The 22675-nt window shown below is 69.3% G+C and carries 21 protein-coding genes and 2 pseudogenes; 8 read left to right on the top strand and 15 right to left on the bottom strand.

The genetic code is table 11. From position 1 onward, the window contains the following. The first annotated feature begins 211 nt into the window (after positions 1 to 211). The 3 genes and pseudogenes from ACWDLG_RS23200 (at position 212) to ACWDLG_RS23210 (ending at position 1473) form a co-directional block, all read left to right on the top strand. Positions 212 to 941 (top strand): annotated as a pseudogene (locus ACWDLG_RS23200) (class I SAM-dependent methyltransferase). Between the two features lie 158 nt (positions 942 to 1099). Next, positions 1100 to 1249 (top strand): hypothetical protein, encoded by a 150-nt coding sequence (locus tag ACWDLG_RS23205; protein WP_449922987.1) that lies wholly within the window; start codon positions 1100 to 1102, stop codon positions 1247 to 1249. Beyond that, complete coding sequence (locus tag ACWDLG_RS23210) at positions 1246 to 1473, top strand: hypothetical protein (protein ID WP_449922990.1); 228 nt, start codon at positions 1246 to 1248, stop codon at positions 1471 to 1473. The genes ACWDLG_RS23205 and ACWDLG_RS23210 overlap by 4 nt, the downstream gene beginning before the upstream one ends. Before the next feature lie 329 nt (positions 1474 to 1802). Here ACWDLG_RS23210 and ACWDLG_RS23215 read toward each other — a convergent pair whose 3' ends face one another. Together ACWDLG_RS23215 and ACWDLG_RS23220 are read right to left on the bottom strand one after the other, a co-directional pair. Then, positions 1803 to 2297: an NUDIX hydrolase gene (locus ACWDLG_RS23215; protein WP_449922992.1), complete on the bottom strand. Its 495-nt coding sequence runs from the start codon at positions 2295 to 2297 to the stop codon at positions 1803 to 1805. Positions 2298 to 2648: 351 nt separating this feature from the next. Then, positions 2649 to 3599, bottom strand: coding sequence for a GNAT family N-acetyltransferase (locus tag ACWDLG_RS23220; RefSeq protein ID WP_449922994.1), 951 nt, complete (start codon positions 3597 to 3599; stop codon positions 2649 to 2651). 560 nt (positions 3600 to 4159) lie between these two features. Here ACWDLG_RS23220 and ACWDLG_RS23225 point away from each other — a divergent pair. Continuing rightward, positions 4160 to 4693 carry a DUF1062 domain-containing protein gene (locus ACWDLG_RS23225; RefSeq protein WP_449922996.1) on the top strand — a complete coding sequence of 178 codons (534 nt, stop codon included), beginning with the start codon at positions 4160 to 4162 and terminating at the stop codon, positions 4691 to 4693. Positions 4694 to 4704: 11 nt separating this feature from the next. Next, positions 4705 to 5040, top strand: a complete 336-nt coding sequence (locus tag ACWDLG_RS23230) for a cytochrome P450 (RefSeq protein WP_449922999.1) — start codon at positions 4705 to 4707, stop codon at positions 5038 to 5040. Between the two features lie 246 nt (positions 5041 to 5286). On the opposite strand, the gene ACWDLG_RS23235 is transcribed toward ACWDLG_RS23230, so the two are convergent. The 5 genes from ACWDLG_RS23235 to ACWDLG_RS23255 form a co-directional block, all read right to left on the bottom strand. Then, positions 5287 to 6072 carry a MerR family DNA-binding transcriptional regulator gene (locus ACWDLG_RS23235; RefSeq protein WP_449923002.1) on the bottom strand — a complete coding sequence of 262 codons (786 nt, stop codon included), beginning with the start codon at positions 6070 to 6072 and terminating at the stop codon, positions 5287 to 5289. A gap of 152 nt (positions 6073 to 6224) precedes the next feature. Continuing rightward, complete coding sequence (locus ACWDLG_RS23240; RefSeq protein WP_449923005.1) at positions 6225 to 7790, bottom strand: serine hydrolase domain-containing protein; 1566 nt, start codon at positions 7788 to 7790, stop codon at positions 6225 to 6227. A 179-nt stretch (positions 7791 to 7969) separates the two neighbouring features. Further along, positions 7970 to 9106 (bottom strand): MFS transporter, encoded by a 1137-nt coding sequence (locus ACWDLG_RS23245; RefSeq protein ID WP_449923007.1) that lies wholly within the window; start codon positions 9104 to 9106, stop codon positions 7970 to 7972. A 256-nt stretch (positions 9107 to 9362) separates the two neighbouring features. Next, on the bottom strand, positions 9363 to 9728 hold the full coding sequence (locus ACWDLG_RS23250) for a darcynin family protein (RefSeq protein ID WP_449923010.1): 366 nt from the start codon (positions 9726 to 9728) through the stop codon (positions 9363 to 9365). Next, positions 9718 to 10635 carry an NAD(P)H-binding protein gene (locus tag ACWDLG_RS23255; protein ID WP_449923013.1) on the bottom strand — a complete coding sequence of 306 codons (918 nt, stop codon included), beginning with the start codon at positions 10633 to 10635 and terminating at the stop codon, positions 9718 to 9720. Before ACWDLG_RS23255 ends, ACWDLG_RS23250 begins: the two co-directional genes overlap by 11 nt. 115 nt (positions 10636 to 10750) lie before the next feature. On the opposite strand from ACWDLG_RS23255, the gene ACWDLG_RS23260 reads away from it, so the two are divergent. Continuing rightward, positions 10751 to 11704 carry a LysR family transcriptional regulator gene (locus ACWDLG_RS23260; protein WP_449923016.1) on the top strand — a complete coding sequence of 318 codons (954 nt, stop codon included), beginning with the start codon at positions 10751 to 10753 and terminating at the stop codon, positions 11702 to 11704. Positions 11705 to 11909: 205 nt separating this feature from the next. Here ACWDLG_RS23260 and ACWDLG_RS23265 read toward each other — a convergent pair whose 3' ends face one another. The 7 genes from ACWDLG_RS23265 to ACWDLG_RS23295 form a co-directional block, all read right to left on the bottom strand. Continuing rightward, positions 11910 to 13595, bottom strand: a complete 1686-nt coding sequence (locus ACWDLG_RS23265; protein WP_449923019.1) for an ATP-binding cassette domain-containing protein — start codon at positions 13593 to 13595, stop codon at positions 11910 to 11912. Next, positions 13592 to 15268, bottom strand: coding sequence for an ABC transporter ATP-binding protein (locus ACWDLG_RS23270; RefSeq protein WP_449923021.1), 1677 nt, complete (start codon positions 15266 to 15268; stop codon positions 13592 to 13594). The genes ACWDLG_RS23265 and ACWDLG_RS23270 overlap by 4 nt, the downstream gene beginning before the upstream one ends. Positions 15269 to 15344: 76 nt before the next feature. After that, a complete protein-coding gene (locus ACWDLG_RS23275) occupies positions 15345 to 15470 on the bottom strand; it encodes a hypothetical protein (RefSeq protein WP_354908481.1) in 126 nt (41 codons plus the stop codon). 22 nt (positions 15471 to 15492) lie between these two features. Next, positions 15493 to 15621: a hypothetical protein gene (locus ACWDLG_RS23280; protein ID WP_354908484.1), complete on the bottom strand. Its 129-nt coding sequence runs from the start codon at positions 15619 to 15621 to the stop codon at positions 15493 to 15495. A 54-nt stretch (positions 15622 to 15675) separates the two neighbouring features. Then, positions 15676 to 18294 (bottom strand): class IV lanthionine synthetase LanL, encoded by a 2619-nt coding sequence (gene lanL / locus ACWDLG_RS23285; RefSeq protein ID WP_449923024.1) that lies wholly within the window; start codon positions 18292 to 18294, stop codon positions 15676 to 15678. A 724-nt stretch (positions 18295 to 19018) separates the two neighbouring features. Beyond that, a complete protein-coding gene (locus ACWDLG_RS23290) occupies positions 19019 to 19879 on the bottom strand; it encodes a phosphotransferase enzyme family protein (protein WP_449923027.1) in 861 nt (286 codons plus the stop codon). 12 nt (positions 19880 to 19891) lie between these two features. Next, the gene (locus ACWDLG_RS23295; RefSeq protein WP_449923030.1) at positions 19892 to 20110 is read right to left on the bottom strand and encodes a hypothetical protein; all 219 of its coding nucleotides are present in this window, start codon (positions 20108 to 20110) and stop codon (positions 19892 to 19894) included. Here ACWDLG_RS23295 and ACWDLG_RS23300 point away from each other — a divergent pair. Then, a complete protein-coding gene (locus ACWDLG_RS23300) occupies positions 20109 to 20423 on the top strand; it encodes a hypothetical protein (RefSeq protein ID WP_449923032.1) in 315 nt (104 codons plus the stop codon). The genes ACWDLG_RS23295 and ACWDLG_RS23300 overlap by 2 nt on opposite strands. Here ACWDLG_RS23300 and ACWDLG_RS23305 read toward each other — a convergent pair. Then, positions 20410 to 21765: a hypothetical protein gene (locus ACWDLG_RS23305; RefSeq protein ID WP_449923034.1), complete on the bottom strand. Its 1356-nt coding sequence runs from the start codon at positions 21763 to 21765 to the stop codon at positions 20410 to 20412. The genes ACWDLG_RS23300 and ACWDLG_RS23305 overlap by 14 nt on opposite strands. 406 nt (positions 21766 to 22171) lie before the next feature. Here ACWDLG_RS23305 and ACWDLG_RS23310 point away from each other — a divergent pair. Then, a pseudogene (locus ACWDLG_RS23310) lies at positions 22172 to 22600 on the top strand (Tn3 family transposase); the annotation flags it as partial. Between the last annotated feature and the right edge of the window lie 75 nt (positions 22601 to 22675).

Raw genomic sequence — 22675 nt, forward strand, 5'->3', positions numbered from 1 at the left:
CGGGTCGCCAGGAGAACCAGCGTGCCGGAAGGACATCCTCCAGTCTCGCCCAATGGGACCAGATGGAACACACCGACCGACCTGAAAGAATCACCCTCACCGACTTCAGCGTGACGTGAGCAGACCGTTACTCAACAAGGCGGCGATTTCGACGCGCTCGGCCACGGCAAACGCGCCGTACGGCTGTGCCGCCCGAGACTGGTGGGCCAAAATGGCCCGCATGCCTACCGTGCCGGAAAATCACGTTGAGACCGCACATCCGTCCCGATTCAACGACTACGACAGAATCGCCGAGGGGTACACGGCCGAGAACGAGACCAGCCTCCTGAACGCGTACTACGAGCGGCCCGCGATGCTGGAGCTCGCCGGGGACGTGACCGGCCGGCGCATCCTCGACGCCGGCTGCGGCTCGGGCCCCCTGTTCCACGCGCTACGCGATCGAGGCGCCATCGTGACCGGCGTCGACGCGAGCGCCGGGATGCTGGAGCTGGCCCGGCGGCGGCTGGGCGCCGACGCGGACCTGCGGGTCGCCGACCTGGCCAGCCCGCTGCCCTTCCCCGACGGCGCGTTCGACGACGTCATCGCGTCCCTGGTGCTGCACTACCTGGAAGACTGGGGAGCGACACTGGCCGAGCTGCGACGCGTGCTGAGGCCTGGTGGCAGACTCCTCGTCTCGGTCGAGCATCCTTTCGCCATCGCCCTCATGCGTCACTCGGCGGGCGACAAGATCCACTATTTCGAGACCCGTAACCGGACCGAAGAATGGACCATGGGTGGGCAGACCGCGCAGATGCGCTTCTGGGACCGGCCGCTGCTTTCGCGTCAGCGTCATCAGCGAACCGCCGCCTGTGGCGGAAGCACGCGATGTGTTCCCCGAATTTCGCGAGTTCGCGGGCACGAGGATCCTGGCCTTCTTGTTCTTCGTTCTGGAAGCCGGCTAACGGCGCCTCGTAACAATCAATTGTGATGACTTGGCGTTTCAGCAGGCGATTCCCGCCGACTGAAGCGCTCAGTCACAGCGATCAGCTCGGCCCGCTCGTGTCCCGCGCGGTCTACGGCCACCGCCTCACCCGACTCTCGCTCCGACAAAGAACGCGCGGTGCTCATCTCCGAAGCGGACTCCGAGGAGTATGTGCAACTGAAGCGGGAGCGCGAGACCACCGCCGGCCGCGGTGAGATCGAGATGACGGTCCGCACCTCCCGTGACGAGGCGTACGCCGATCGCGGGTTGGACGGCGCCCACCAGTGAAGCGCCCTGTCCATTTCGCCCCTGGAGTCAAGGACGCCCTGCGCCTGGCGGTGCTGGTCCTGCGCGCGTCGATCGTCGATGTGCTGCTGGACTTGGCCACGACCCGATACCGCCGGGCGCCGTCCCTGACGCCGACATTGGTCACGCCCGCCTTCCGGGCGATCTACTCGTACGGCCCAGACCTGGAGTACGTGTCGGTCTGGGTCCCGCACATCGACACCTGACCTGAGACCAGGTGGGTTAGAGCCCGGCGAGGTGGCCTGCCGGCGGGATTGGGGTACCGGTAACGCCCTGTCACCAGCCCCAAACGGGCGATCCTTACCGAGATTCCCAGCCGCGGCGCCATGGCCAGCTTCCTGCTGCTGATGGCCGAGCGGTTCGCCCGCAAGCGCTTGCACGTGCCGGCCTACGTGGAGGGCAAGGACACCTCCGGCACACTTCCACCTGGCGAGCGGGTTGAGGCAGCGGCCCGGGGCGGAGCTGGTCATGAATGTGCTGAAGCCGCTGCCCCGTCCTGTAACTGAGGAAGCATCAGCCAGGGAGCGGCTGTTCGTCACTGAGCTGAGCGGCCAAGATATCGGCGCAGGGCTTCTCGCCCACCTGGAACGAAGGGCCCTCGATTGACCACCTTCCGCAGTTCGAGCTCCGTGAGCCAGGCATGCCAAGCGATCTCGGACGGATCTGGAGCCAATGGCTCGGCGATCAAGGCCTCGTGCACCCCGAACCAGACGGGGCTGATCCCGTCCTGGCACAGGAACTTGAACAAAAAGCGGACCGGGACGCCGGCGCCCAGTTCCTCGACCAGTTCGCGGGCCGCCGCGTCCTCATACGATTCGCCTACGCCCGCGGCGCCGCCGACCATCACGTCATAGTGGCCGGGAAAGCGAACATGCCCCTCGGCTCGGCGCAGCACGAGGATCCGCCCCCTCGGATCGAGGCAGATCGTCGTCGCGATCCGATGCATCCACCGCCGACGCACCGCCTCCGCGCGCTCCACGACTTCCAGCACGCGGTCCTGTTCATCAACCCGCTCGATCAGCTCACCCATGCAGCAGACGGTCGCAGACGCCACTGACAACCTCACCCGGTAGCCCAGATGACCCCCTATCTGGGTGCGGTGGTACTCGATCGTGCTGCCGCTCCCCTCATACAACCCCAGCCGCGTCGCGCCGCGCTTGCCTGATACGAGGAGCATCTCCTCCTCGAGAATCGTCCAGTGCTCGACCAGGTCGTCAATGCCTAACGGCGTGCGCTCCAGGGCAGGTGATCCACTACAGCGGATGGACCATTACACACCGCAGCATCAAGCATGATCATCCGCGTTTGGGCTGGTGACACAGCCGTTAACGGCACCCCGGATTGTGTCTCGCGTTCCGCACCCGACCCCACGCCGAAGGCCTCAGGAAGCGTTGCGGTACAGGTCCCGTCTCTCGTTCAACTGCTGGAGGCCGGCCGACTGGTAGGTGGCGACGGCGCCGACGTTGGAGCTCGGGCAGCACACGATCACGCTGGACGAACCCAACTCCTGGAGTGCGCGCGCCGCGGCGACCGTGATCGCTCGACCGTAACCGTGACCGCGGTGTGCCCGGTGCACCCCCATCGGCTCGATCAGCCCTGGCTTGCCCTCACCCGCCGACCACACCGTCACGGCCGCCACCGCCTCGCCCTGCTCATCGCGAACGACCAGGCACCGCGCGTCGGCATACGGCGCACCTGCCGCCATCGCGTGCCAGCGCTCGTCGGTGAACGTCGACCCGTCGAACGACGCCCGCAGGACCGCGGCCCACTCGTGCGCCTGTTCCGGCCCGATCACCTCGACGCGAACGCCGGGATCCGGCACAGGCGCGCCGAGGTCACGCCGAAGTAGTGTCCACGGCTCGCCACTCCCCCAGCCGTCCTTGAACAGCAGGTCCTGGACCAGCGCACCCATCGGCGCCTCGACGTACACCCTGCCCTCGAGGAGCACACCGCGTTCAGGCGCCGACACGTCGTCGACCACCTGCTGCGCCAACTCCTCGTCCCGCAACGCCTCCGGCGCGAACGCCAACCTCAGCAACTCCGCACCATCCAGCAGCCCGACCGCCAGAACCTCCCCGGCCCGACTCCAGGTCCGCGTAGCCTGCGCAGTCCGCTCCACACCGAACCGCCAGAACCACCCCACATCCCCCGGATGCAACTGCACGGGCCCTCCGTCGTACTGCCACTCCCCCAACACCCGCACCACGTCGCCGAGCCCGTCGACCCCCGGCCTACCCATCTCGATCGCCATCCCTCGATCACACACCACCCCACCGGCCCGCCGCACCCGCTTTTCCCGCCGGCAGTCAGTCATCGGCGTCGCCGTGATCACGTACTCTCCTGCCGCTGACCTGCTCGAACGCGCTCGGTTGCGGCCGGTGACACGTTTTTGACGGCACATGCCTACCCGGAAACGACTACGGTGGAGCGGCAGGAGTGCAGTGCCTCAACGAGTGCGCGTCGGGGTCGGTCATCTCGTGCCGGCAGTTCCGTTCCGGGTCCTGCCCAGGTGTGGCGGGTCGACGTACAGCAGGCTGCCGCGAGGGAACACGATCACCGCCCGGCTGCGCGGATCCAACCCGCTCCGCCGACACCGCCCCGGCCGGCACCGTCGCGCTGCCGTCCTGCCGCCGACGATCGGCAGGAGACAAAATCGATTGTGGCGCTGCCCGGTGAACCACTAGCGTGCGGCAAGCACAATCGGACTCGTCGTGGGGACTGTCGCGTGACGCCGCCTGCTCTCGCTGCCTGACATCTTCTTATGCGCTTTCTCACCGACCTCGCGGTCGGTCTCGCCGGGCTGCTCTGAATTCTGAGTCGCCCTGGCTGCTCAGCGTTCTGTGTCAGGTCTTTAGAGAGATCATGTCTTCACAATCCCATAGAGATCATTTCGTGCTGCCCTGGTCCGTGCGGAGGACTCGGCTGCCGCTGCTCGCCATGCGTTGCCTGGACTGCCGCGCGGAGGCGGCCACCGTCGGCGAGGGCAGGTTCCGGATCAACGCCAACGGCAAGCTGCTTGACGTGTGGCTGCTCGTCCGATGTGTCTGCTGCGATCGGACCTCGAAGATCACAGTCCATGAGCGGGTGCCGGTCCGATCGGTGGATCCGGCCAGGCTGTGCGCCTTCGAGAACAACGATCAGGAGCTCGTCGCGCACGCGCTCCTGGACCCCGCGGTCGCACGGCGCAACCGGTTCACCCTCGACTGGCGTGGCGCGTGGCAGCTGGAGTCATCGGCCGTCGATGCGGCTTGGCCGTACCGGGTGGACGTCGGTTTCCTCGATCCCGTGCCTGTCCGCCCGGAGCGGCTGATCGCCCAGGGGCTCGGGATCAGCAGGGGCGAGGTCGAGCGCCGGATCAAGTGCGATCTCCCCCTCAACCGCACAACGAGCACAAGTTTCTCGTTCGTCGTCATGCCGGCTGCATAGGGTCGGGAGGAATGGCGGGACCGAGGTTACGACTGGCGGTGTGGTGCTTCTGCTTGCCGTCACGACGACCGCCTCAGTCCCGCTCGACCTGCGTCTCCCGCGCGGAACCGGCCGTACGCGTCGATGATAGCCGCCTGTCACCTGTCTGGAAGCGCAGAGAAGTCGCCTTCGGCCACGGCGTGCACCACTGTCTCGGGGCGCCACTGGCACGGATGGAGATGCGCATCGCCTTCCCCGCCCTGCTTCGGCGCTTCCCCTGCCTCGCCCTCGCCGAACCGTACGAGCAGGTCGGCTTCCGTGTCTTCAGCGCCATGTACGGCGTGCACGCGCTGCGGGTGACCTGGTGAGCAGACGGGCACCGAGAACTGACGCCGCTCGTCTGCTCACCAGGCCAGTCCAGGATGAACGTGGCATAGGCCGTCGCTCTGCTGCGGTGTGCGTGGCACTGTCGCCGGCATCGGTACGGCAGGCGAGTCGGCCAGGCGGGGCTTGGTCAGGCTTCTCTGGGCGACTCGGGCAGCCGGATTCGATCGGGATGCTCTGGCCTGGCGGACCGGCCGGTCGCCGGGCCGAAGGACCGGAGCACGGCGCGGTCAGTAGGAGTCCGGCCTGGGGATATGGATGCCGGCAGAGCGGAGCTTGGTCTCGACGAGCGCGACCCCCCGGGCCGCGGCCGATCCCTGCTCCTCGCCGTGGAGGGCGATCAGCTTGTACCGGGTCGCGGCCTCGGTACGTGCTTGCAGGCCGGTCACGATCTTCAGATGTGCGGGATTGGCGAGGAAGTGGTCGGCAACGGCGGTGGCGAGCTCGGCGATGCGCGGGTCGTCCGGTTCCCAGGCCGAGGCTTCGGCGGCGCGCTTGATCAAGGCGACGAACCGGGTGTCTTGCAGGGCGTGCTCGACATGGGTCAGGTAGTCGTCGAAGCCCTCTGGGACCAGGGCCCTGGCCAGCACCCAGCCCTCCCTGGTGGCCGCCACCTCGTCAGCGGGGAAACCGAGGCCGGACAGCCGTTCCAGCAGCGACACAGCGCGGTCGGGCAGCAGGGCCCGGTCGCCGTCAGCGAGCCGGTGCAGCGTCTCCCGCCTCGTGATCAACTCCTCGATCCGTTCGGTGAGTTGCCGCTCGATGTCGGCGAGCGCGGCGGCGAACAGCGCGGCGTCGGCGTCGAGCAGGGGCCCGATCTCGGCCAGCGGCACCCCGGCGGCGGCCAGCGTCCGGACCTGCACCAGCCGCAGCAACTCGGCCGATCCGTACCGCCGGTAGCCGGAGCTGTCGCGTTCGGGCTCCGCGACCAGGCCGAGCTTGTGGTAGTGCCGCACCGTCTTCACCGTGACGCCGACGAATGCCGCCGCCTGCCCGATCGTGACTCCGTTCATCATCTGCTCAGCCTGCCTTGTGCTCGAGCCCGGCCACCAATTCGTCCACCACGGCCGAGCATGTGGACTCGTCGAGCTCGGCGTGGCCCGGTTCGCGTTCTACCTGATGCACGACCGGAGGGGGGCGACCCTCGAGGCGTACGGGTCACAGGTGTTCAGCCCGTCGGCTGGGCCGGATCGGCCTGCCCGCCGCAGAACACCTCGTTGACGAGCCTCTGTCGGGCGTTCTGGAACGCTGTTGCTACAGACAGGTCGGCGTCGTCCACACAGTTCAGCGCGGCGGTCAGGGTCTTGCTGCCGTCGGGCGTGCTGTACATCAGCGTCGCGTGGCCGGCCATGCCGCCGTTGTGGGTGATGACGGTGCCGCCGCGGTCCGTTTGCTGGACGAACACCCCCAAGCCATAACCCATGTCCGGAATGACCGTGGGGTACGGCGCGCACATCTCGGCCAGCAGCTCGGCCGGCAGGAGCTTGCCGCCCATCAGCGAGGAGATGAACGTGTGCAGGTCCCGGGTGGTGGAGATCATGTCACCGCCGGTGGAGATCCAGGAGGGGTTGTGGCGGGTGACGTCGACCGTCTGCTGCCGGCCGGCGTCCTCGTACCTGTAGTAGGCGTGGGCGTGCGGCTCGGGGATCTCCGGCGAGGCGTCCGGCACCACGGTGTCCGACAGCCCGAGCGGCCCCAGGATCAGCCGCTGCATCTCGTCGGCGAGCGAGCGGCCGGTGACCTTCTCGATCAGCAACCTGGCCAGGACGTAGTTGGTGTTGGAGTAGCTCCAGCCCGTCCCCGGCTCGAACCGCGCCGGCTTGGACAACGCCAGCCGTACCAGCTCCTCCGGCCGGTAGGTCTTGAACCGGTTGTCCGCCCACTCTTTGCCGGTGGTGCTGTAGGGGATGGGGATCCCCGGCGCGACCGTCCCGTCGTCGTAGACCTCGCCGCTGAAGTTGAACACCCCGCTGGTGTGCTGCAACAGCATCCGCACCGTGATCCGCCGGTCCAGCCCGAACTCGGGCAGATAGTCGGCCGCCGGGATGTCCAGCCCGACCTTGCCCTCGGCCACCAGTCGCAGCACCAGGGTCGCGGTGAAGGTCTTGGTGTTGCTGCCGATCCGGACGTGTCCGTTGATCGGCGGCGTGGCCGTCCCGCCCAGCTCGGCCACCCCGGCGCTGCCGACCCACTCCCCTCGCTCATCGTGCACGCGCAGCGACACCCCGACGAAACCGGAATCGACGATCTCCTCGATCGCCTTCTGCAGCTCCGGACGATCCTGCCCGGCAGCCGCCCCCTGCATGACCTCGCTGTCGGCAGCGGCTAGCCTGGCGGCGTCGAGGGCTTCGGTGATCTTGCGGGCCATCTCGGCCGTGGTGGGGATCGGCCGGCTCTGGTGAACCTGGGCGGTTTCGACAGCGACGAGGACGGTGCTGCGGAAGTTGTCGGCCTCGGCCGGATCCTGCTTCTTCAGCAGGTTCATGGCCGCGGTCAGGGCCGGCAGCACGCGGTCGGCGATCTCGGCCACGGACTTGCCGCCCAGGTCCTTGCCGTTGGGGTACTCGGCGAGCACGTGCCCGACCAGGCCGGTGGCCGAGCCTAGCGCGATGCTGCCGTTGGTCGCGATCGTGTGGGGCTTGCCGGCGGCACCGGCGGCGGCCATCAGCGACACGGCGCCGTACGCGGCGGTCCGCAGGATGCTCTTGTCCTGATCGGAAAGGATGATCGTCATGGTGGTTTGCTCCGTCGAATCTGTCATCGTGGCGGCGTCGTGCCGCTGCGGCGAGCTTCCACCCTGACCCAAGGTCAACCTCAACCGTGATCTGTCCCACAATGTCCGCCGATCGCAGTATCACCCCCGGTTATGGGCAGCGGTCGTCTGAGCTACCGGCGGATACGAGTCGGCGTCCCTCATCGGCGGGTTGAGCGTTCTGGATGACGGCGCCCACGCAGCAGCTCGCCGCTGAGTAGGGCCACGCAGGACCCGACGGTCAGCAGCCCGCCGGCGAGGAAGGTGCCCCGTACATCGGCGAGCGGCAGGACCAGTCCCCCAAGCGCGGCACCCGCCGCTATCCCGGCGTTGTAGGCGCCGGAGTTCGCCGCCAGGGCGATGTCCGTACGGCCCGGCGCGCAGTGCAGCATCGCGTTCTGCGTGGTCATGAACACCGGCCCGAGCGCACCGCCCATCAATACCAGGAACACCACCGCCGCCACCGGATGAGCGCCGAACGCGTACAGGCCGAGCATGCCCACCGCCTGCGTGGCCACGGCGGTGGCCAGCGCGGTCTGCGGAAAGCGGTCCAGGAACGCCCCGGTGATGCTCACCCCGGCCAGGCACGCGACGCCGAAAACCACGAACAGGGCACTCACCGCGCGGGGGGAGAACCCGCTCACGTCGCCCAGGAACGTGACGATGTAGGTGTATCCCGTGAACGCCCCGGTGGCGGACAAGGTCCCGGCCGCCAGCACCGTCCTGAACCGCCGGACGTCGGGACTGCTCGCGTAGGCGGCGGGCTCTTCTTCCGGACGCGAAGTCGGCAGCAGAACGGCGATCGTCACCAGACAGACGAGCCCCAGAGCCGCCAGCGTGGCGATGGGTACCTGCCAGTTGCTCTGCTGGCCCAGCCAGGTCCCAGCGGGAACGCCAAGCACGAGGGCGAGCGAACCGGCCACGGACAGCGCCCCGACCACACGCCCCCGGACCTTGGGCGCGAACAGGCCCACCGCGACCGGCCCCATCACGGCCCAGAACAGCGCCTGGGCGAGCGCGGTCAGCAGCCGCGCGCCGAGGAGAAGCCAGTACGAGGTGGCCAGCGCCGCAATGAGACTGGACACCACGAGCGCGGCCAGCAGTCCCGTGAGCACATGACGTCGGGGCACGGCCCGCACGACGTGCGCAATCGGCACAGATGCGACGGCCACCGTCACGCCGTAACCGGTGACCAGGAGACCGACCGCCGAAAGGGACACCCGTAGGTCTTCGGAAATGAGCTCCAGGAGGCCGACCGGCAGGTTCTCCGCGGTGTTGAAGGTGAGGGCGGCCAGCATCAGGGCCCCGAGTACCGCCAGCCTGTGCCATGGAGCCGGTTGCCGCGTGATCGTAGTGTCTGTTCCTGTCCTCGCGCGTTGTACTTGCTCAGTGGCACCGTCCATGCAGGGACCTCACCAGGCGCACCAGTCCCGCCGCAACTGGATTCACCCTCGGAATTCTCGCGACAAGTGTTTGAGGGGCCGTCTGCTCAGCTGAACTGCCGGCCGGTGCTTCCGCAGGGCGGTGGCGGCACCGGCCGGTCAGGGAGGAGCGTCAGGTGGCGAGGGTGGCCACCGGCTCCAGGTCGTAGGTGCGGGCGTAGCCGTTCTCGGTGCCCACGAGCAGGTCCACCACGTCGAAGTAGCGGTCCCAGAAGGGGGTCTCGCGCAGTGCGTCGATCAGCAGCCGGTAGGCGTCGTGGTCGTCCGCCTCCCAGACCCAGATGTCGGTGACCCGCGCCGAATAGAACTCCGTGTCGTAGAAGCGGGAGCGGACGCCGCGGGTGCGGGCCTCGATCACCGGGACGACGTGGGTGGTGAAGGCCTGGACGCGTTCGGCCACGGTCATCGCCAGCCACTCGGGCATTGTCTTGACCAGCATGAACGCTGTGACCGGCGGCTCGGTTCGGTCAGTGGGCATCGACTGCCTCCGGCGTGGCGAGGACGGCGGGCTTGAGAGTCTGCGCGCACCACTGCGCGAATCCGGTGGCCGGGCCCGCCTGCGGCGAGCGGTCGACGCCCGAGTCCAGGCCCTGGTCCTTGGCGCGCTTCATCTCGACGATGCCCTCGACGAACGCCTCGTTGAGGCCGTAGCCGAGCAGGGTGGACCGCAGCTCGTCGAGCGGCTGGCGCTGGTAGCGGACCGGACGGCCCAGCTCCTCGGTCATGATGCGGGCCAGGTCGTTGGGCGACAGGTCCTGCGGGCCGAGCACCGGAACACTGCCGACGCCGGTCCAGGAGCGGTCCAGCAGCAGCCCGGCCGCCGCCGCGGCGATGTCGGCGACGGCCACCAGCGGGGCCGGACGGTCCGCGGCGACGGTGTCGGTGAAGACGCCGTTCTCGCGGATCGAGTCGGCCTCCTCCAGCAGGTTCTCGAAGAAGGACGGGCTGGCCAGGGCGCGGTAGGCGACGCCGGAGCCGGCGATCAGGTCGTCCATGGCCAGGGAGGCGGTGACCAGCCCGGCCTGGGCGGCCTGCGGGGTGCCGCGGCCGAGCGCCGAGACGCCGACGACATGGCCGACGCCGTGGGCGGCGAACGCCCGCGCGGCCGGGCGGGTGAAGCCGCTGAACGCCTCGTCTGGCGCGGCCGAGGCGTCCGGCGGTACCAGCCAGAAAACGGCGTCGGCCCCGGTGAAGGCGCGCTCGACGGTCGCGGCGTCGCCGTGCGAGCCGGTGACCACCTCGACCCGTCCGCGCACGGCCTCGGGGAGCCGGGCAGGATCGCGGACCACGACGCGCAACTCCTCTCCGCGTGCGGGCGCGGCCTCGACCAGCAGCGACAGCAGCCGCCGGCCGATGTTCCCGGTGGGGGCGGTAATGACGATCATGAAAACCTCGCGGTGTGTGTCGGGTCGATACAGCCTCTTGATCGTGCAGACCCGAACCGCATTGCCACAATGGGAACTTCAGCATCCAATCATTGCCCGAAACGGAATCATGCAGGTGAGCAGCCCAGCCCCGAACCTCGACGCCAACCTCGCCGTCGCCCTCGACGCCCTGCTGACCGAGCAGAGCGTCACCCGTGCCGCCGCGCGGCTGCAGACCTCCCCCGCGGCGATGAGCCGCACCCTGGCCCGGCTGCGCCGGGTGCTCCAGGACCCGCTACTGGTGCGGGCAGGACAGGCCATGGTGCCTACACCCCGCGCCGAGGCGCTGCGGGACGAGGCCGCCGCGGTGGTGCGCCGGCTGGAGTCATTGCTCACCCCGAGCGGCGGGATCGACCCCGCCGCACTTCGGCGCACCTTCACCGTCCAGACCTCGGACCTGGTCGGCGCGGCGCTGGCGCCGGGTCTGCTCGGGCTGGCCCGGCGCCGGGCGCCGGGCGTCTCGCTGCGGGTGCTGGCCGAGGAGTGGGAGGCGGGCCCCGCGCTGCGCGAGGGCCGAGTCGATCTGGAGATCGGGGCCATCGACCACGTCGACCCGGAGACCCGGGTCGAGGAGCTGGTCACGCTGCGGATGGCGGCCGGCGTCAGGGCCGGGCACCCGCTCGCCGAAGGAACCCTGACGCCCGCCAGGCTGGCCGCGGCCGAGCACGTGGCGGTCAGCCGCCGGGGACGCTTCACCGGCCCGCTTGACGCGGCCTTGGCCGAGCAAGGGCTCAGCCGGCGGGTCAGCGCCGTCCTGCCCGGACATCTGGCGGCGATGGCGCTGGCCGCAGTCGGCGACGTGGTCTGCCTGGTGCCGACCGCGCTCCCGGGCGAGCCCCCTTCACCACTCGGCGACGCGGCACACGCGCTGGGACTGCGCCTGCTGGAAATCCCGCTGCCGCTGCCGCCACTGACGATCGGCATGGCCTGGCACCCGCGCCACACCGCCGACGGGGCCCACCAGTGGCTGCGTGGCGCCGTGCGCCGGGTACTCCGTCCGGCCCGGGAGGAACAGGGTGTCGTGGCGTAGCCGGCGGGGCGGGCAAGAGGCGTCAAGGGGGAGGCCGCCCTCCTCGGTGTCCAGTTCGATGGAGGGAGGCGCATGAGCCCGGTGGACAGTGCCCCGGCGACGTCGTCCAGCGTCATCGGGGCAGCGGCATTCCCCGCTGCCATGTGGTGGCGAAGAAGGTGTCGTCGGGAATCAGCAGCGGCAGTGCCTGTTCCGTTTGTGAGTGTCAATTAACGGATGTGTTCCAGTAGCGCAGCAGCCGGGCGTAGCAGGGGGAGGCTGTGCGCAGCTCTTCGTGGGTGCCCCACTGCACCTGCGCGTCGTCAATGACGATGACCATGTCGGCGCGCAGTGCCGAGCTGAGGCGATGGGCTATGACGATGAGCGTTCCCCCGCGCTTGGCGAAGGCGTCTTCGGCTTGCTCCTCGGCCGCTGAGTCGAGATGGTTGGTGGCCTCGTCGAGGATGACCATGCGGGCGGCGCTCGCATGGGCTCGGGTCAGCGCGATGAGCTGCCGCTCCCCCTCCGACAGCCGGCTCGGCTCAAGGGCTGCGTCCAGACCGCCAAGCCGTTCGATGAGCGCGGCGGCGCCCACAGCCTCGGCCGACCGCGTCAGCGTGGTGGTGCTCGCCTGCGGCGCCAGATAGGCCAGGTTCTCCCGGACCGTTCCGGTGAAGATGTAGGCGTCCTGCGGCACCAGGGTGATCGCCTGGGAGAGCTCGGCGCCATCGAGGCGTTGTATGGGCTGCTCGCCGAGCAGAACCGCGCCGGCGCTGGGCCGCGACAGACCGCACATGAGCCGGGCCAGGGTCGACTTTCCGACACCGCTCGGCCCGACGATGGCGACGTGACGGCCGAAGGGCACCGTGACGCTCAGATCACAGACGATGGGCTCGGCGACACGACCGTAGGTGAAGGCGATCCGCTCCAGCCGCAGATCCGGTTCGGCTGGTACGGCGACGCCACGGCATGAGGTGACCTCGTCGACGCGGGTCGCCTCGCGCAGGCGGCGCACGGTGATGAGCAGGGGCAGGCCGACGGAGTTGGCGTTCTGGACCGTGGCGCGCAGCATGGGCAGCAGATGGGCGAAGATGTAGGTCGCCACGCCCAGCAGCACGCCCGTCTGCATCCCGCCGGTGGCGTGCTGCCAGGCCGCCAACCCCACCAGGGCCAGCAGGGGCAGGTAGCCGCCGATGGCGAGAACGGCGGCGCGCACCGTACCGCTCCTGGACAGGCCCCGAGTGGCGCCGGCCAGCCGTTCGACGGCCGCGTACATCCGTTCGGCCGCGAGCGGCTGCGCCCCGCAGGCGAGGATGTCGCGCAGCCCTAGCAGGAGCGCGGCGGACTCCTGAGCGACCTCCTCGTTGGCCGTGATCGTCGCCGCCTGCCGGGCCGCCAGAGTCCGCAGCGAGGCGATGAGCAGTAACAAGGCGGCGGTCACCGGGACCGCCGTGGCCAGGGCCAGCACGGGCTTGAGCGCGGTCAGGCCGATCAGGACCGCGCCCGTGATGAGGACCGTGTCCCTGACCGCGAGAACGGCTGCCCCGGTCAAGGCGCACACCGCATCCACCTGCGAGGTGATCTGGGCGATCGCCGAGTGCCGGGTCTTGCCCGGTTCACGCACCGCCTTGCTCACGGTCGCGCGGACGACGCGGCGGACCAGGTCTACCCGGATCGGCTCGACAAGATCGGCAAGCCGTTCGTTGATCCGCCGGGCCGTGATGGCGCGCACGGCGAGAGCCGCGCCGAGGGCGGCGATCCACACCAGCCCGACGTCCCGGCGTCCGGCCAGGAAGCCGCGATCCAGCGCCATGGTGACGCAGATTCCCGACAGCAGGACGGGCAGGCTGTCGAGCGCGGACCAGGCCAAGAGGGCAGCGGTGTTCCGGTTGCGCAGAAACGGGCCGATCATGCTCTGTCCTCCGGCGTCCTGAACAGCTGCCGGTAGTGGGCCTCGGCCCACAGATCACGGTGCGTGCCGACGGCGTGGACCGTACCGTCCTGCAGCCAGACGACCAGGTCGGCCGCTGCCGCGGCAGCGGGGCGGTGGGCGATGACCAGGCGGGTCTTGCCGGCGAAGGCGGTTCGCAGCGCGTCCGACACCGCGGCTTCTGTCGCGGTGTCGAGGCTGGAGGTGGCCTCGTCGAGGATGACGATGGGGCTGTCGTGCACGATGGCGCGGGCGACGCCGAGGCGTTGGGTTTCGCCGGCGGAAAGCACCAGCCCTGTCAGCGGCGTGGCGTAGCCGTCCGGTAGGCGCCGGATGAATCCCGCCGCGCAGGCGGCCTCGGCCGCACGCGCGATCTGGGCGGGGCTTGCGTGCGGTCGTCCCAGCGCCAAGGCCTGGCCGATGGTGTCGCCGACCAGCTCCGGCTGCTCGAAGGCGTAGGCGGCGTCACCGGGCAGGACGGGCTGTCCGCGAAAGGTGACACTTCCCTCATCCGGTACGAGCAGCCCTCCGGCGACTCGGGCGAGCGCCGACTTGCCCGACCCGGACCGGCCCACGATCGCGACCGTGCTGCCCACGGGCACGGCGAGATCGAGGCCGTCGAGCACCCGGCGGCCCTCGTCCAGCACGATGATCCCGCTGAGGAGGAGTGCCTGTGGTGCGGTGGTGAGCGGCGTGCGGGACCGCGGCCGGGCAGTGTCGAGCACCTGTGAGATACGGTCTGCGGCGCTGCGGACATGGCTGAGGTAGGTCACCGCGGAGAGCTGATGCACCGCGTTGATGCCCAGCGTGACGTAGGCGACGGCCGCGACCATGTCGCCGGGCCGCAGCCATCCGGCGGCGATCCCGAGACCGGTCAGCGCCAGCATGGCGACCTGGGCGGCCGCGGTCAGCAGGCTCAGAGCCTGGCCGACGCTCCCCTGTGTGCGCCAGTTCGCGCGGCCTGCCGCGGTCAGCTCAGGCAGCGAGGCGAGGATGCGGTCGACCTCTCTGGCCTGGGTACCGCTGGCCTCGATCGTCCGTGCGCCGGTGAGCGTCTCGCTGAGTCTGGCCGAGATGCGCCCCTGCGCGCTCTGGTAGTCGGCCGAGGTCCTGCCGACCGCCTTCGTCCCCCGGCGCAGGACATAGATCGCACCGGCTGCGGCGGTAAGGAAGACAAGCGCGCCGAAGGGGACCACCAGCCACAACGCGATGGCCGCGCCGGCCGCGGTGACGGCGGTGAGAGCTACCGTGACCGCGGTGAAGGAGCCGTCGGCGGCGGCCGACGCCCCGCCCACCATCCTGGCCGCCAGATCTCCCGCGGCCCAGCGCCGGGTGACGGGCAGGCCTACGGCGAGTATGTGATCGACCATGCTGCGCCGCAGCCAGGCCCCTGATCTGGCGACCGAGGCGTTCTTGGTGGAACTCGTCACGACGGTGGCACACAGGTCGAGGGCGGCCAGGCAGGCCAGTTGCACGATCGCAGGCGCGGGGCTGCCGCCTCGCGCTATCGCATCGACGATGGAGCTGAGCGTGGCGGGCAGCGCCAGGGCGACGATGATCCCTGTTGCCGCCGCGATCGCGAAGACGGCCGTGTCGCGGCGGGCGGCCCGTGCCGATCCCCAAAGCAGGCGCCGGGTTCCTGTTGAACCGATCATTGATTTTCCGAATCGAGCGCTGGTTATGCGCGAAGGCGCGGGCCTGGGCCCGCGCCTCCGCTGGATCACACAGGGATCAGATGGTCCACGGGCGGCTACCGTTGATGAGGGTAGCGGTGACGCAGGGACGCTGTCCGTGCGCGGACGACCCCTGCTCCTGCGGGAGACGCTGCAGGGCTTCCAGCTTGATGTCGTTGCTCATCGTTTCTCCTATGAAGCAGCTGTTAGATGGTGTGCGGGCGGCTGCTGTCGGACACGCAGGCCCAGTTGATGCACGCCTCCCGGGCGTCGGTCGAAGGCCCCTGCTCGTCTCGCATCCGCTGCGGAGCGGTCAGAGTCTGGGGAGCGGTCATAGTGGTTCCACCTCCTTCCGGTGGGAGAAGGATCGGCACGGCTGTCGCCGTGGGTCAGTGAGGCCCGTCCGGCATGAACGGGCGCGCTCCCCCGTGTCGCAGGCGAAGAAGGAAGCTCAGGGATCCGGCGAGTCCGCCGGCGTAGCCGGCGCTCACCTGACGGCCGGAGGCGTCCCCGATCAGGTGGCGTCCATCTCGTTCGACGGAGCGTACGGCCAGCCCGGTGGCGTGTTCACCGGCCCACGCGCGGTACTTCTCCTCCTCCAGGACGTCGGCGAGATCAAGGAGGAAGTGTCCCTCCGCCGCCAGCCCGTGGCAGGCCCCCGGACAGGAACGCGCGGTGTCTTCTCGCACGGCGACGGCGGCTTTTCGCGCGAGATCGAGATAGACGTCCCGGCCGGTGGCACGCCACAGGCGCAGGAGAAAGGTTCCGATGCCGGAGGAACCGTGGCACCAGTTGGGCAGGCGCCGATCTTGGCGGTCCAGCCGGTCGCTCCACCAGGCCGCCTCGCCGTCGATCTGGGCGGTGGTCACGAGCAGGTCGGCCGCGGCGACGGCCGTCTCCAGATAGTCGGGCCGGTTCCAGGCCGCCGCGGCCGCGACGAGAAAGGCCCCGACTCCCGCGTTGCCGTGCGCGAACCCCAGGTAGGAGCCCTTCTCCAGTTCCGAGGCGACATCGACCGTGAGCGGCCAGCAGACCGCATCCTTGATCGGCTGGGCCGACTCGACCAGGCCGTCGGCGAGGATCTGGCCACGGTGCGAGAGCTCGGCCTGACCCGTTCTTCGCCACAGGTGGACCAACGCCAGTCCGCCGCCGGCCAGGCCGTGCACCACATCGGGAATGGGCCAGCGCATGGGCAGGCGGCGCGCGAGCCGTAGCGCTCTGTCGGCGACCCGCTGGTCACCGACGACGGTGGCCACCTCCCACGCGGTCCAGGCGACGCCCGCGTGACCCACGTACAGGCCGGGGAGGACGCGCGAGACCGTGTCCAGGTAGCGATCGAGCCAGCGACAGCCGTGGCGCATCGCCTCCAGCAGCCGCCCTCGGTCCACTTCCACCTGATCGCGCACAGCCCAGGCGGCGGCGAGAGCGGACAGGCCGCCGCCGGCTCCCCACTGCACGAGAGCGGGGTCGGCGTGGTCCAGCCCGGGTTCGGCCGGCCACAGCCACGACTCGCGCGGGGCCATCGTGTCCAGCAGATGCTCCAGCGAGGAGCGAATCATCGCGTCGGCATCGGGAGGCGTGGCCGACGCCGGAGCCTCCCGCGCCGCGGACGCGTTCAGGAAGCGGCGTGCACGGTTCAAGGACCAGCGCGCTGCGGGATCGTCCTTCATGAGCCCGCAGATCAACGGAGCGAGAAGGCCGGCGGAGGGATGCCACGACGCCGCCTGCTTCAGCCAAGCCGCCATCCGGCCGTCTGTCGGACGGTCATCGGCGACCAGGAGGGGATCTTGCCCCAACGCGGCGAACGCCAGCACCGCGCCCAGGCCGAACAGGTCCCCGGCCTGGTCAGCGGGAGGTGGAACCTCACCCGCGGTCTCCGGAGCGGCGTAACCGGGCGTGCCGAGCCGCACCGCCTCACTGCCTGCTACGGTCGCCGCCTCCAGATCGATGAGACGCAACTCCCCCGCGTCACTGAGCAGCACGTTGGCGGGAGTCAGATCGCGGATCACCACACCCGCACGGTGGATCTCGGCCACCAGCTCGACAGCGGCGCGAGCCACCTCGACCACACGTTCGTCCGGCAGCCGCGCGCCCTTGGCAACCGCCACCCAGTCCTGGAGTGATCGCCAGGGGATCTCTTCCTCGACGAGGAAAAGGTGATCCTCCAGCTCGAACATCTCCACGAACCGTGGGACGAGTCCCGACGGAGTCAGCCTGGTGAGCATCTCGGCTTCGTTGCGAAGCAGGTCGCGCACGTCGCCGTGAACGTTGGCATCGATGTGCGGACGGCCCTGCTTGATGATCACTCGCTGACCGGTGTCCTCGGCGACCGCCCGGAAGACGCCACCTTTGTTGGAATGCCGGATGGCCCCGGTGACGCGATAGCGACCGATCAACGGCTCGATGTCGGCCACGACCTCCTCCCGCGCCACCACCGGATCCCGCGCCCACGGCGGAGGCGCGAACCATGCCACCCGGAGGTCCGGAACCAGCGACCCGTCCGGAGCAACGAGCATGTCGCGATGGACGCCGTTGTCGCCGAGCATGCGCACGCTGGCGAACGAGCCGTAGCGGTACTGCACGATGCCATCGCGGTACCGGCGATCGGAAAGGATCTGCGGCCCGGGCAGCCCTCTGGTCGCCTGATGAAGGATCTCAAGAAGACGGACGAACTGCTCGTCGTCGTCCGGGTACGCCGTGATGAACTTCCCGCTGAACGCGCGATCGTTCTCCCTCGACAACGACCGGGCGAGCCGGTCAGGAGAGACCACGAACTTGAACGGGCACGATTCTCCGACCAGCACTCCGGCCGCGGCCTCCAGCACTGCCACCGCGTTGTCGGCCCGCGCGGACACGTGGATTTTCCAGCCCTGCAGCCGATTCAGGTGACCGGAGGGCTCGACCTGGCACCAGTAATCGCCCCCTATCACCTCCCAATCACGACGTCCCGCTCCGACCAGAGCCTTTTCGACAATCCGCCCGTACTCCGAGGACTGCAATTCCCTCATCGCCTCCACCTTCGCGCCCGCTGATCAGCGGCACGTCGACGAAGCTACGGACCGTCAATTGACGTGTGATGGACGATCCGGCGATGGAAAGTAAATGCTTACACGAGCCGTGCGGACCTCGGTCTCGGTCAGGCAGTCGAGACCATCCAGGCGCTGGGCGCACACGGGAGATGAACCGGCTCGGCGGGCGTAAGGTGCCCGCCGGGGGCGCCGGCCGGCTTCGTGCCCGCGAAGTATGCCGACTATCTGACCCAGGCCATCATTGCGGCCGCCCGTCGGCTGAACGACGCTCGCGGGCGGCCAAGCCTGTGCGAAGCCGCCCGGGAGATCAACATTCGTCCGTGAACCGGCAGAGCTGTTTCATAAGCGACCGTTATCTTGAGCCGCTGATCGTTGCGGAGCCTCTGACCTGGGCGGCCTCGTTGGAGACGGTGTCCGCAACGAGGCCTCAGTCGGTCTCAGGAGCGCCGGTCAGCAGGGACCGATCGTTACTACCGAAGAGCGGCTCGCGGGAGCCGGTGCCGGAGCGATGGGATGGCCTGGGCGCGATCGGTGGTGAACCTGATCTGCCGTGTCGGGACGCCGACCGCGCGGATGGCGCTGACCTGGCGGGCCCACCTGCTCAGCGACGAACTCGAACACCCGCCGGCGGAATGAGCCGACCCAGGACGGTGATCCGGCGTCGATCGCGCCGCAATCTCGTCGATGGACGCATCGGGTGACCTCAGCGATCGCAAAAAGGTCGGGAGAGCACGAGATCGGCGTCCACTCGGCGCAACCCGTCGAAACCCCAGGTGTTGACGCCCTCCAGGTCGACCTCGTCGTAGATGCGAACTGCAAGGTCGCGCAGCGAGCGGGCGAGCCGGGCGTACTCGAGGTGGGTGAGGTCGAGTCCCTCCGCGCCGTAGGCGCGCAGGAAGCGCACAGGGTCCGGCCCGCACAAGGCGGCGAACACATCGTGCTCGCGCGGCGCCAGCATCGCGCGACCCCAGTCGAGCAGCGTCGCGATGCGACCGTCGCGGTCAACGAGGACGTTGTGAGGGAACAGGTCGTGGTGGCACACGACGTGGGGCACGTCGATCGCGCGTGCCCGTTCGATCACCGCTTCGAGCCGGTCGACGTTGGCCATGACCTCGTCGCGGCGGTCGACGATCCAAGGGTGGTCGTGCCGGTCGCGCAGCACCTCGATGCACCACTCGTCCATATCGGTGCAGGACAGGACGAGGTCGGTGATCTCGTGCACGGCGCGCATCGCCCGCGCGATCGCGTCGGCGTCGTTCCACGTTCCCTGGCGGCCGTCGACGAACGGGAACAGCGCGTAGCGCCGGCCGTGATGCTCGGAGGTGTACGAGCCGTCAAGTGCTCGCTCCGCCGCAGGAACGGGGATGCCCCGAGCTGCCAACTCAGCGGTCAGCGCCAGAGCGGCGTCGCTGTCGGGCTGCTGACGCCAAAGTTTCATGAACCAGCGCCCGTCGGTGAACGCATCCGCTTCGAACCCGCCCGGATGCGGCCGCAACTCGCCCACCTCGACACCGAAGGCGTCGCGGACCTGAGTCGTCGTCGGCGGTCGCACTTCGCTCCACATCGACCCAGGACGTTACCGCTGCCGAGGGCAGCCGGTCGACGTCTTTTTGCGAGCACCGGCTCGACGCGGCCTGCCTGTGTTGAACGCCCGGCCCGTCGCGCGCAGCCCCGCCAGGTACGCGCAGACCTCGACATGTAGGTCCAGGTCCTCATCGACCATCACCCACGACACCGACTCGTCGGCGGCCACCGCCCGCTCAGGCCGGTAGTAGCGAGGCGGTACACCTGACATGACTGACATCCTGCTGCCGTTCACCGCCTACTGCGACGGCGACCTCGCCGAGATCATCGCCGTCCCCATCCGGGCCTTCCTCGCCGACCTCGGCGCGCCCGTCGGCCGCCACCCGCAAACGCGAGCGGGCCGCGATCGTCTGGGCTATCGCTCTACTTTGCCTTTCGCCGTGGGAGTTCCCGGCCGTCCGTACTTGATGCGATGGATGCCGGCCGCTAACGCCACGCCCCGTTCCCATTCACTTCGAGTCCCACAGCCATTGTTGGTGCCAACGGCTGTACCGCCGTTCCTCGAGGCCGTCAACGAAGCCTGAGCTCGGCCGTCACTGCTCGTTCACGCAGTTGGGCTGCCTCCGCTCGCACCGCCTCCAACTCGGCACGGAGGTCCATGATCCGCGCCTGCTCGAGCCGCAGTTCCAGACGTAGCTGATCCCGCTCCTCCGCCAGCGCGCCGCCCTGCTGCGCCGCCGCCACCGCGAGGTCCCGGTCGCGCTCGGCCGCCTTGACCGCCGCGTCCCGCTCCTTCCGGACTGCCGCGATCGTCAGGCCGCGCTCCCTTTCCACCGCCTGGATCCGCGCCTCGGCCTCGGCCGCCAGCCTGGCGTTCGCCTCTCCCGCCTGAGCCGCGCGCGCCTCGGCGGCCTCGGCACGCTCGACCGCCCGCCGCCGCTCGGCCTCCACACGCTCGGCGATGCGATCACGTTCGGCCTCCGCCGCCGCGGCCCGTGCCTGCGCTGCCGCGACGTCCCGCTCGGCTCGCTCCCGCGCCTTCGCGGCCTGGACAGCGTCTGCTCTGGCGGCGTCACGTTCCGCCCGTGCGGCCGTGACCGCTCGTTCCGCCTCTTCTTGGGCGTGCCGTACGGCGAGCTCGGCCCGCTCCACGTCCTGCTGAGACGCGCTGACCTGTGCCTTCGCTTCCTCCCGAGCCTTCTTGACCTGGGCCTTCGCCTCAGCCCGGGCCGTCTCGACCTGTGCCCGCGCTTCCTCCTGGGCCTCCGTGGCCCGCGTCTGTTCCTCGCGCACCATCGCCTCAGCCGCTTCTACGCGCTCGGCCAGTTCTCTGGCCGCCTGGTCGCGCGCCTGCTCGGCCTGCTCCGCCCGCTGTTCCGCCGCGGCCGCCGCCTGCCTGGCCACACGTTCGGTCGTCGCCGCCTCCCGCAATGCGGCCAGTGCCTGCTCGCGCGCGGTCTCCGCGTCGGCCAGCGCCGTGTCGCGCTCGGCCTGCGCTTCCTCGGCCACCTGACGCATCTCCGCGGTCTGCTTGCGTGCGTGCTCGGCCGCTTCCCTTGCCAGCCGTACCTGCTCGAAGGCCTGCTCCCGCTCGGTCCGCGCGATGGCCACCCTGGTGTGCGCCTCGGCCTGCACGGCGCTCAGCTTCGCCTCCACACCCGCCGGGCTCAGCTCCTCGGCCAGCGCCCGTGCCAGCGGCTCGATAGCGGCCGCCAGCCCGGTCTCCATGCGTTCGTACAGCTGTTCGGCCCTGGCCAGCGCGCCCTCAAGACCGGGGGTGGCTCGGCGGAGCTCGCGTTCACGCTTGGCCGCCGCCTGGCAGTCGGTGCCCGCACAGTACGCCCGGGGACGGCCTCTCCCCTTGCGCTGCTCGATCGGCGCCCCACAGTGCACACAAGGCGTCACGACTGTCGTCTCCGCTGTCACGGAAACAGCTTAGCATTATTGGTTTTCTAGAAAATATAAATCAGAAAATGAGGTCTGTTGTGTTCGATGGTCGCGACAAAACTTGCGAGAAGTGCAGTTCCCGCAGGGAAGGGGCGGCCTACTCGACGCGTTGGGCCGCGACCTCGTCGACATGCGAGGGCCCCCACCTCGAGGCCCGGCGCTCGGGTCGCCGTCACCAGGGGCAAAGTAGCTCTGTGCAATCGTGGTTCGAATGGCTCGCAGTATGGAAAGCCAGTTTGAGACGGGGGCAATGTAACTGAGCGTTGCGTCTCAGGTCCGCTACGTCGCGATCACGGCTCGGGCATGCCGATCGGTAGTCGGGCGGTTACAAACCATGCTTCTCCTGCCCCTCCGTTGGAGATCGGGAGAAAGGGTGCGGGCGGGCATGCGACGTGACTGGGAGTTAGAGGACCTGATCGAGTGCTGCACGCTGGATGAGGAGGAGTTCGCGCTACTGGCGAACAAGTCCGGGGCGACGCGGCTCGGCTTCGGTCTGATGCTGAAGTTCTTCGAGCTGGAAGCGAGGTTCCCTCGCCGGGAGGACGTGCCTCGCCCGGCGGTGGAGTTCATGGCGGGGCAGGTGAAGGTCGACGCGCAGGCCCACCAGATGCTGCGCCGCTTCACCCGCGGCGGCCCCAAGCACCCCACCTACCGGGCGATCGAGGAACTCGGCCGGGTGATCCGCACCATCTTCATCTGCGACTACCTCGCCGCCGAAGAACTGCGCCGCGAGATCCACGAAGGCCTGAACGTGGTGGAGAACTGGAACTCCGCCAACAAGGACCTCTTCTACGGAAAGGCCGGCGACCTGGCCTGCCAGTAGGAGTGGAACGGCCAACCGGGTTTAGTGTCACATCTGTTGACAGTGCTCCATGATGGAGCCGACACC

Source organism: Nonomuraea sp. NPDC003727, from assembly GCF_053586935.1.

What these genes read in the sequence shown, in the direction of transcription:
- ACWDLG_RS23215 (WP_449922992.1), bottom strand. Translation starts at nt 2,297, where the DNA reads ATGGGTGAGCTGATCGAGCGGGTTGATGAACAGGACCGCGTGCTGGAA.
- ACWDLG_RS23230 (WP_449922999.1), top strand. Translation starts at nt 4,705, where the DNA reads ATGGCGGGACCGAGGTTACGACTGGCGGTGTGGTGCTTCTGCTTGCCG.
- ACWDLG_RS23235 (WP_449923002.1), bottom strand. Translation starts at nt 6,072, where the DNA reads ATGATGAACGGAGTCACGATCGGGCAGGCGGCGGCATTCGTCGGCGTC.
- ACWDLG_RS23240 (WP_449923005.1), bottom strand. Translation starts at nt 7,790, where the DNA reads ATGACGATCATCCTTTCCGATCAGGACAAGAGCATCCTGCGGACCGCC.
- ACWDLG_RS23245 (WP_449923007.1), bottom strand. Translation starts at nt 9,106, where the DNA reads ATGCTGGCCGCCCTCACCTTCAACACCGCGGAGAACCTGCCGGTCGGC.
- ACWDLG_RS23250 (WP_449923010.1), bottom strand. Translation starts at nt 9,728, where the DNA reads ATGCCCACTGACCGAACCGAGCCGCCGGTCACAGCGTTCATGCTGGTC.
- ACWDLG_RS23255 (WP_449923013.1), bottom strand. Translation starts at nt 10,635, where the DNA reads ATGATCGTCATTACCGCCCCCACCGGGAACATCGGCCGGCGGCTGCTG.
- ACWDLG_RS23265 (WP_449923019.1), bottom strand. Translation starts at nt 13,595, where the DNA reads ATGATCGGCCCGTTTCTGCGCAACCGGAACACCGCTGCCCTCTTGGCC.
- ACWDLG_RS23270 (WP_449923021.1), bottom strand. Translation starts at nt 15,268, where the DNA reads ATGATCGGTTCAACAGGAACCCGGCGCCTGCTTTGGGGATCGGCACGG.
- ACWDLG_RS23275 (WP_354908481.1), bottom strand. Translation starts at nt 15,470, where the DNA reads ATGAGCAACGACATCAAGCTGGAAGCCCTGCAGCGTCTCCCGCAGGAG.
- ACWDLG_RS23280 (WP_354908484.1), bottom strand. Translation starts at nt 15,621, where the DNA reads ATGACCGCTCCCCAGACTCTGACCGCTCCGCAGCGGATGCGAGACGAG.
- lanL (WP_449923024.1), bottom strand. Translation starts at nt 18,294, where the DNA reads ATGAGGGAATTGCAGTCCTCGGAGTACGGGCGGATTGTCGAAAAGGCT.
- ACWDLG_RS23290 (WP_449923027.1), bottom strand. Translation starts at nt 19,879, where the DNA reads ATGTGGAGCGAAGTGCGACCGCCGACGACGACTCAGGTCCGCGACGCC.
- ACWDLG_RS23300 (WP_449923032.1), top strand. Translation starts at nt 20,109, where the DNA reads ATGACTGACATCCTGCTGCCGTTCACCGCCTACTGCGACGGCGACCTC.
- ACWDLG_RS23295 (WP_449923030.1), bottom strand. Translation starts at nt 20,110, where the DNA reads ATGTCAGGTGTACCGCCTCGCTACTACCGGCCTGAGCGGGCGGTGGCC.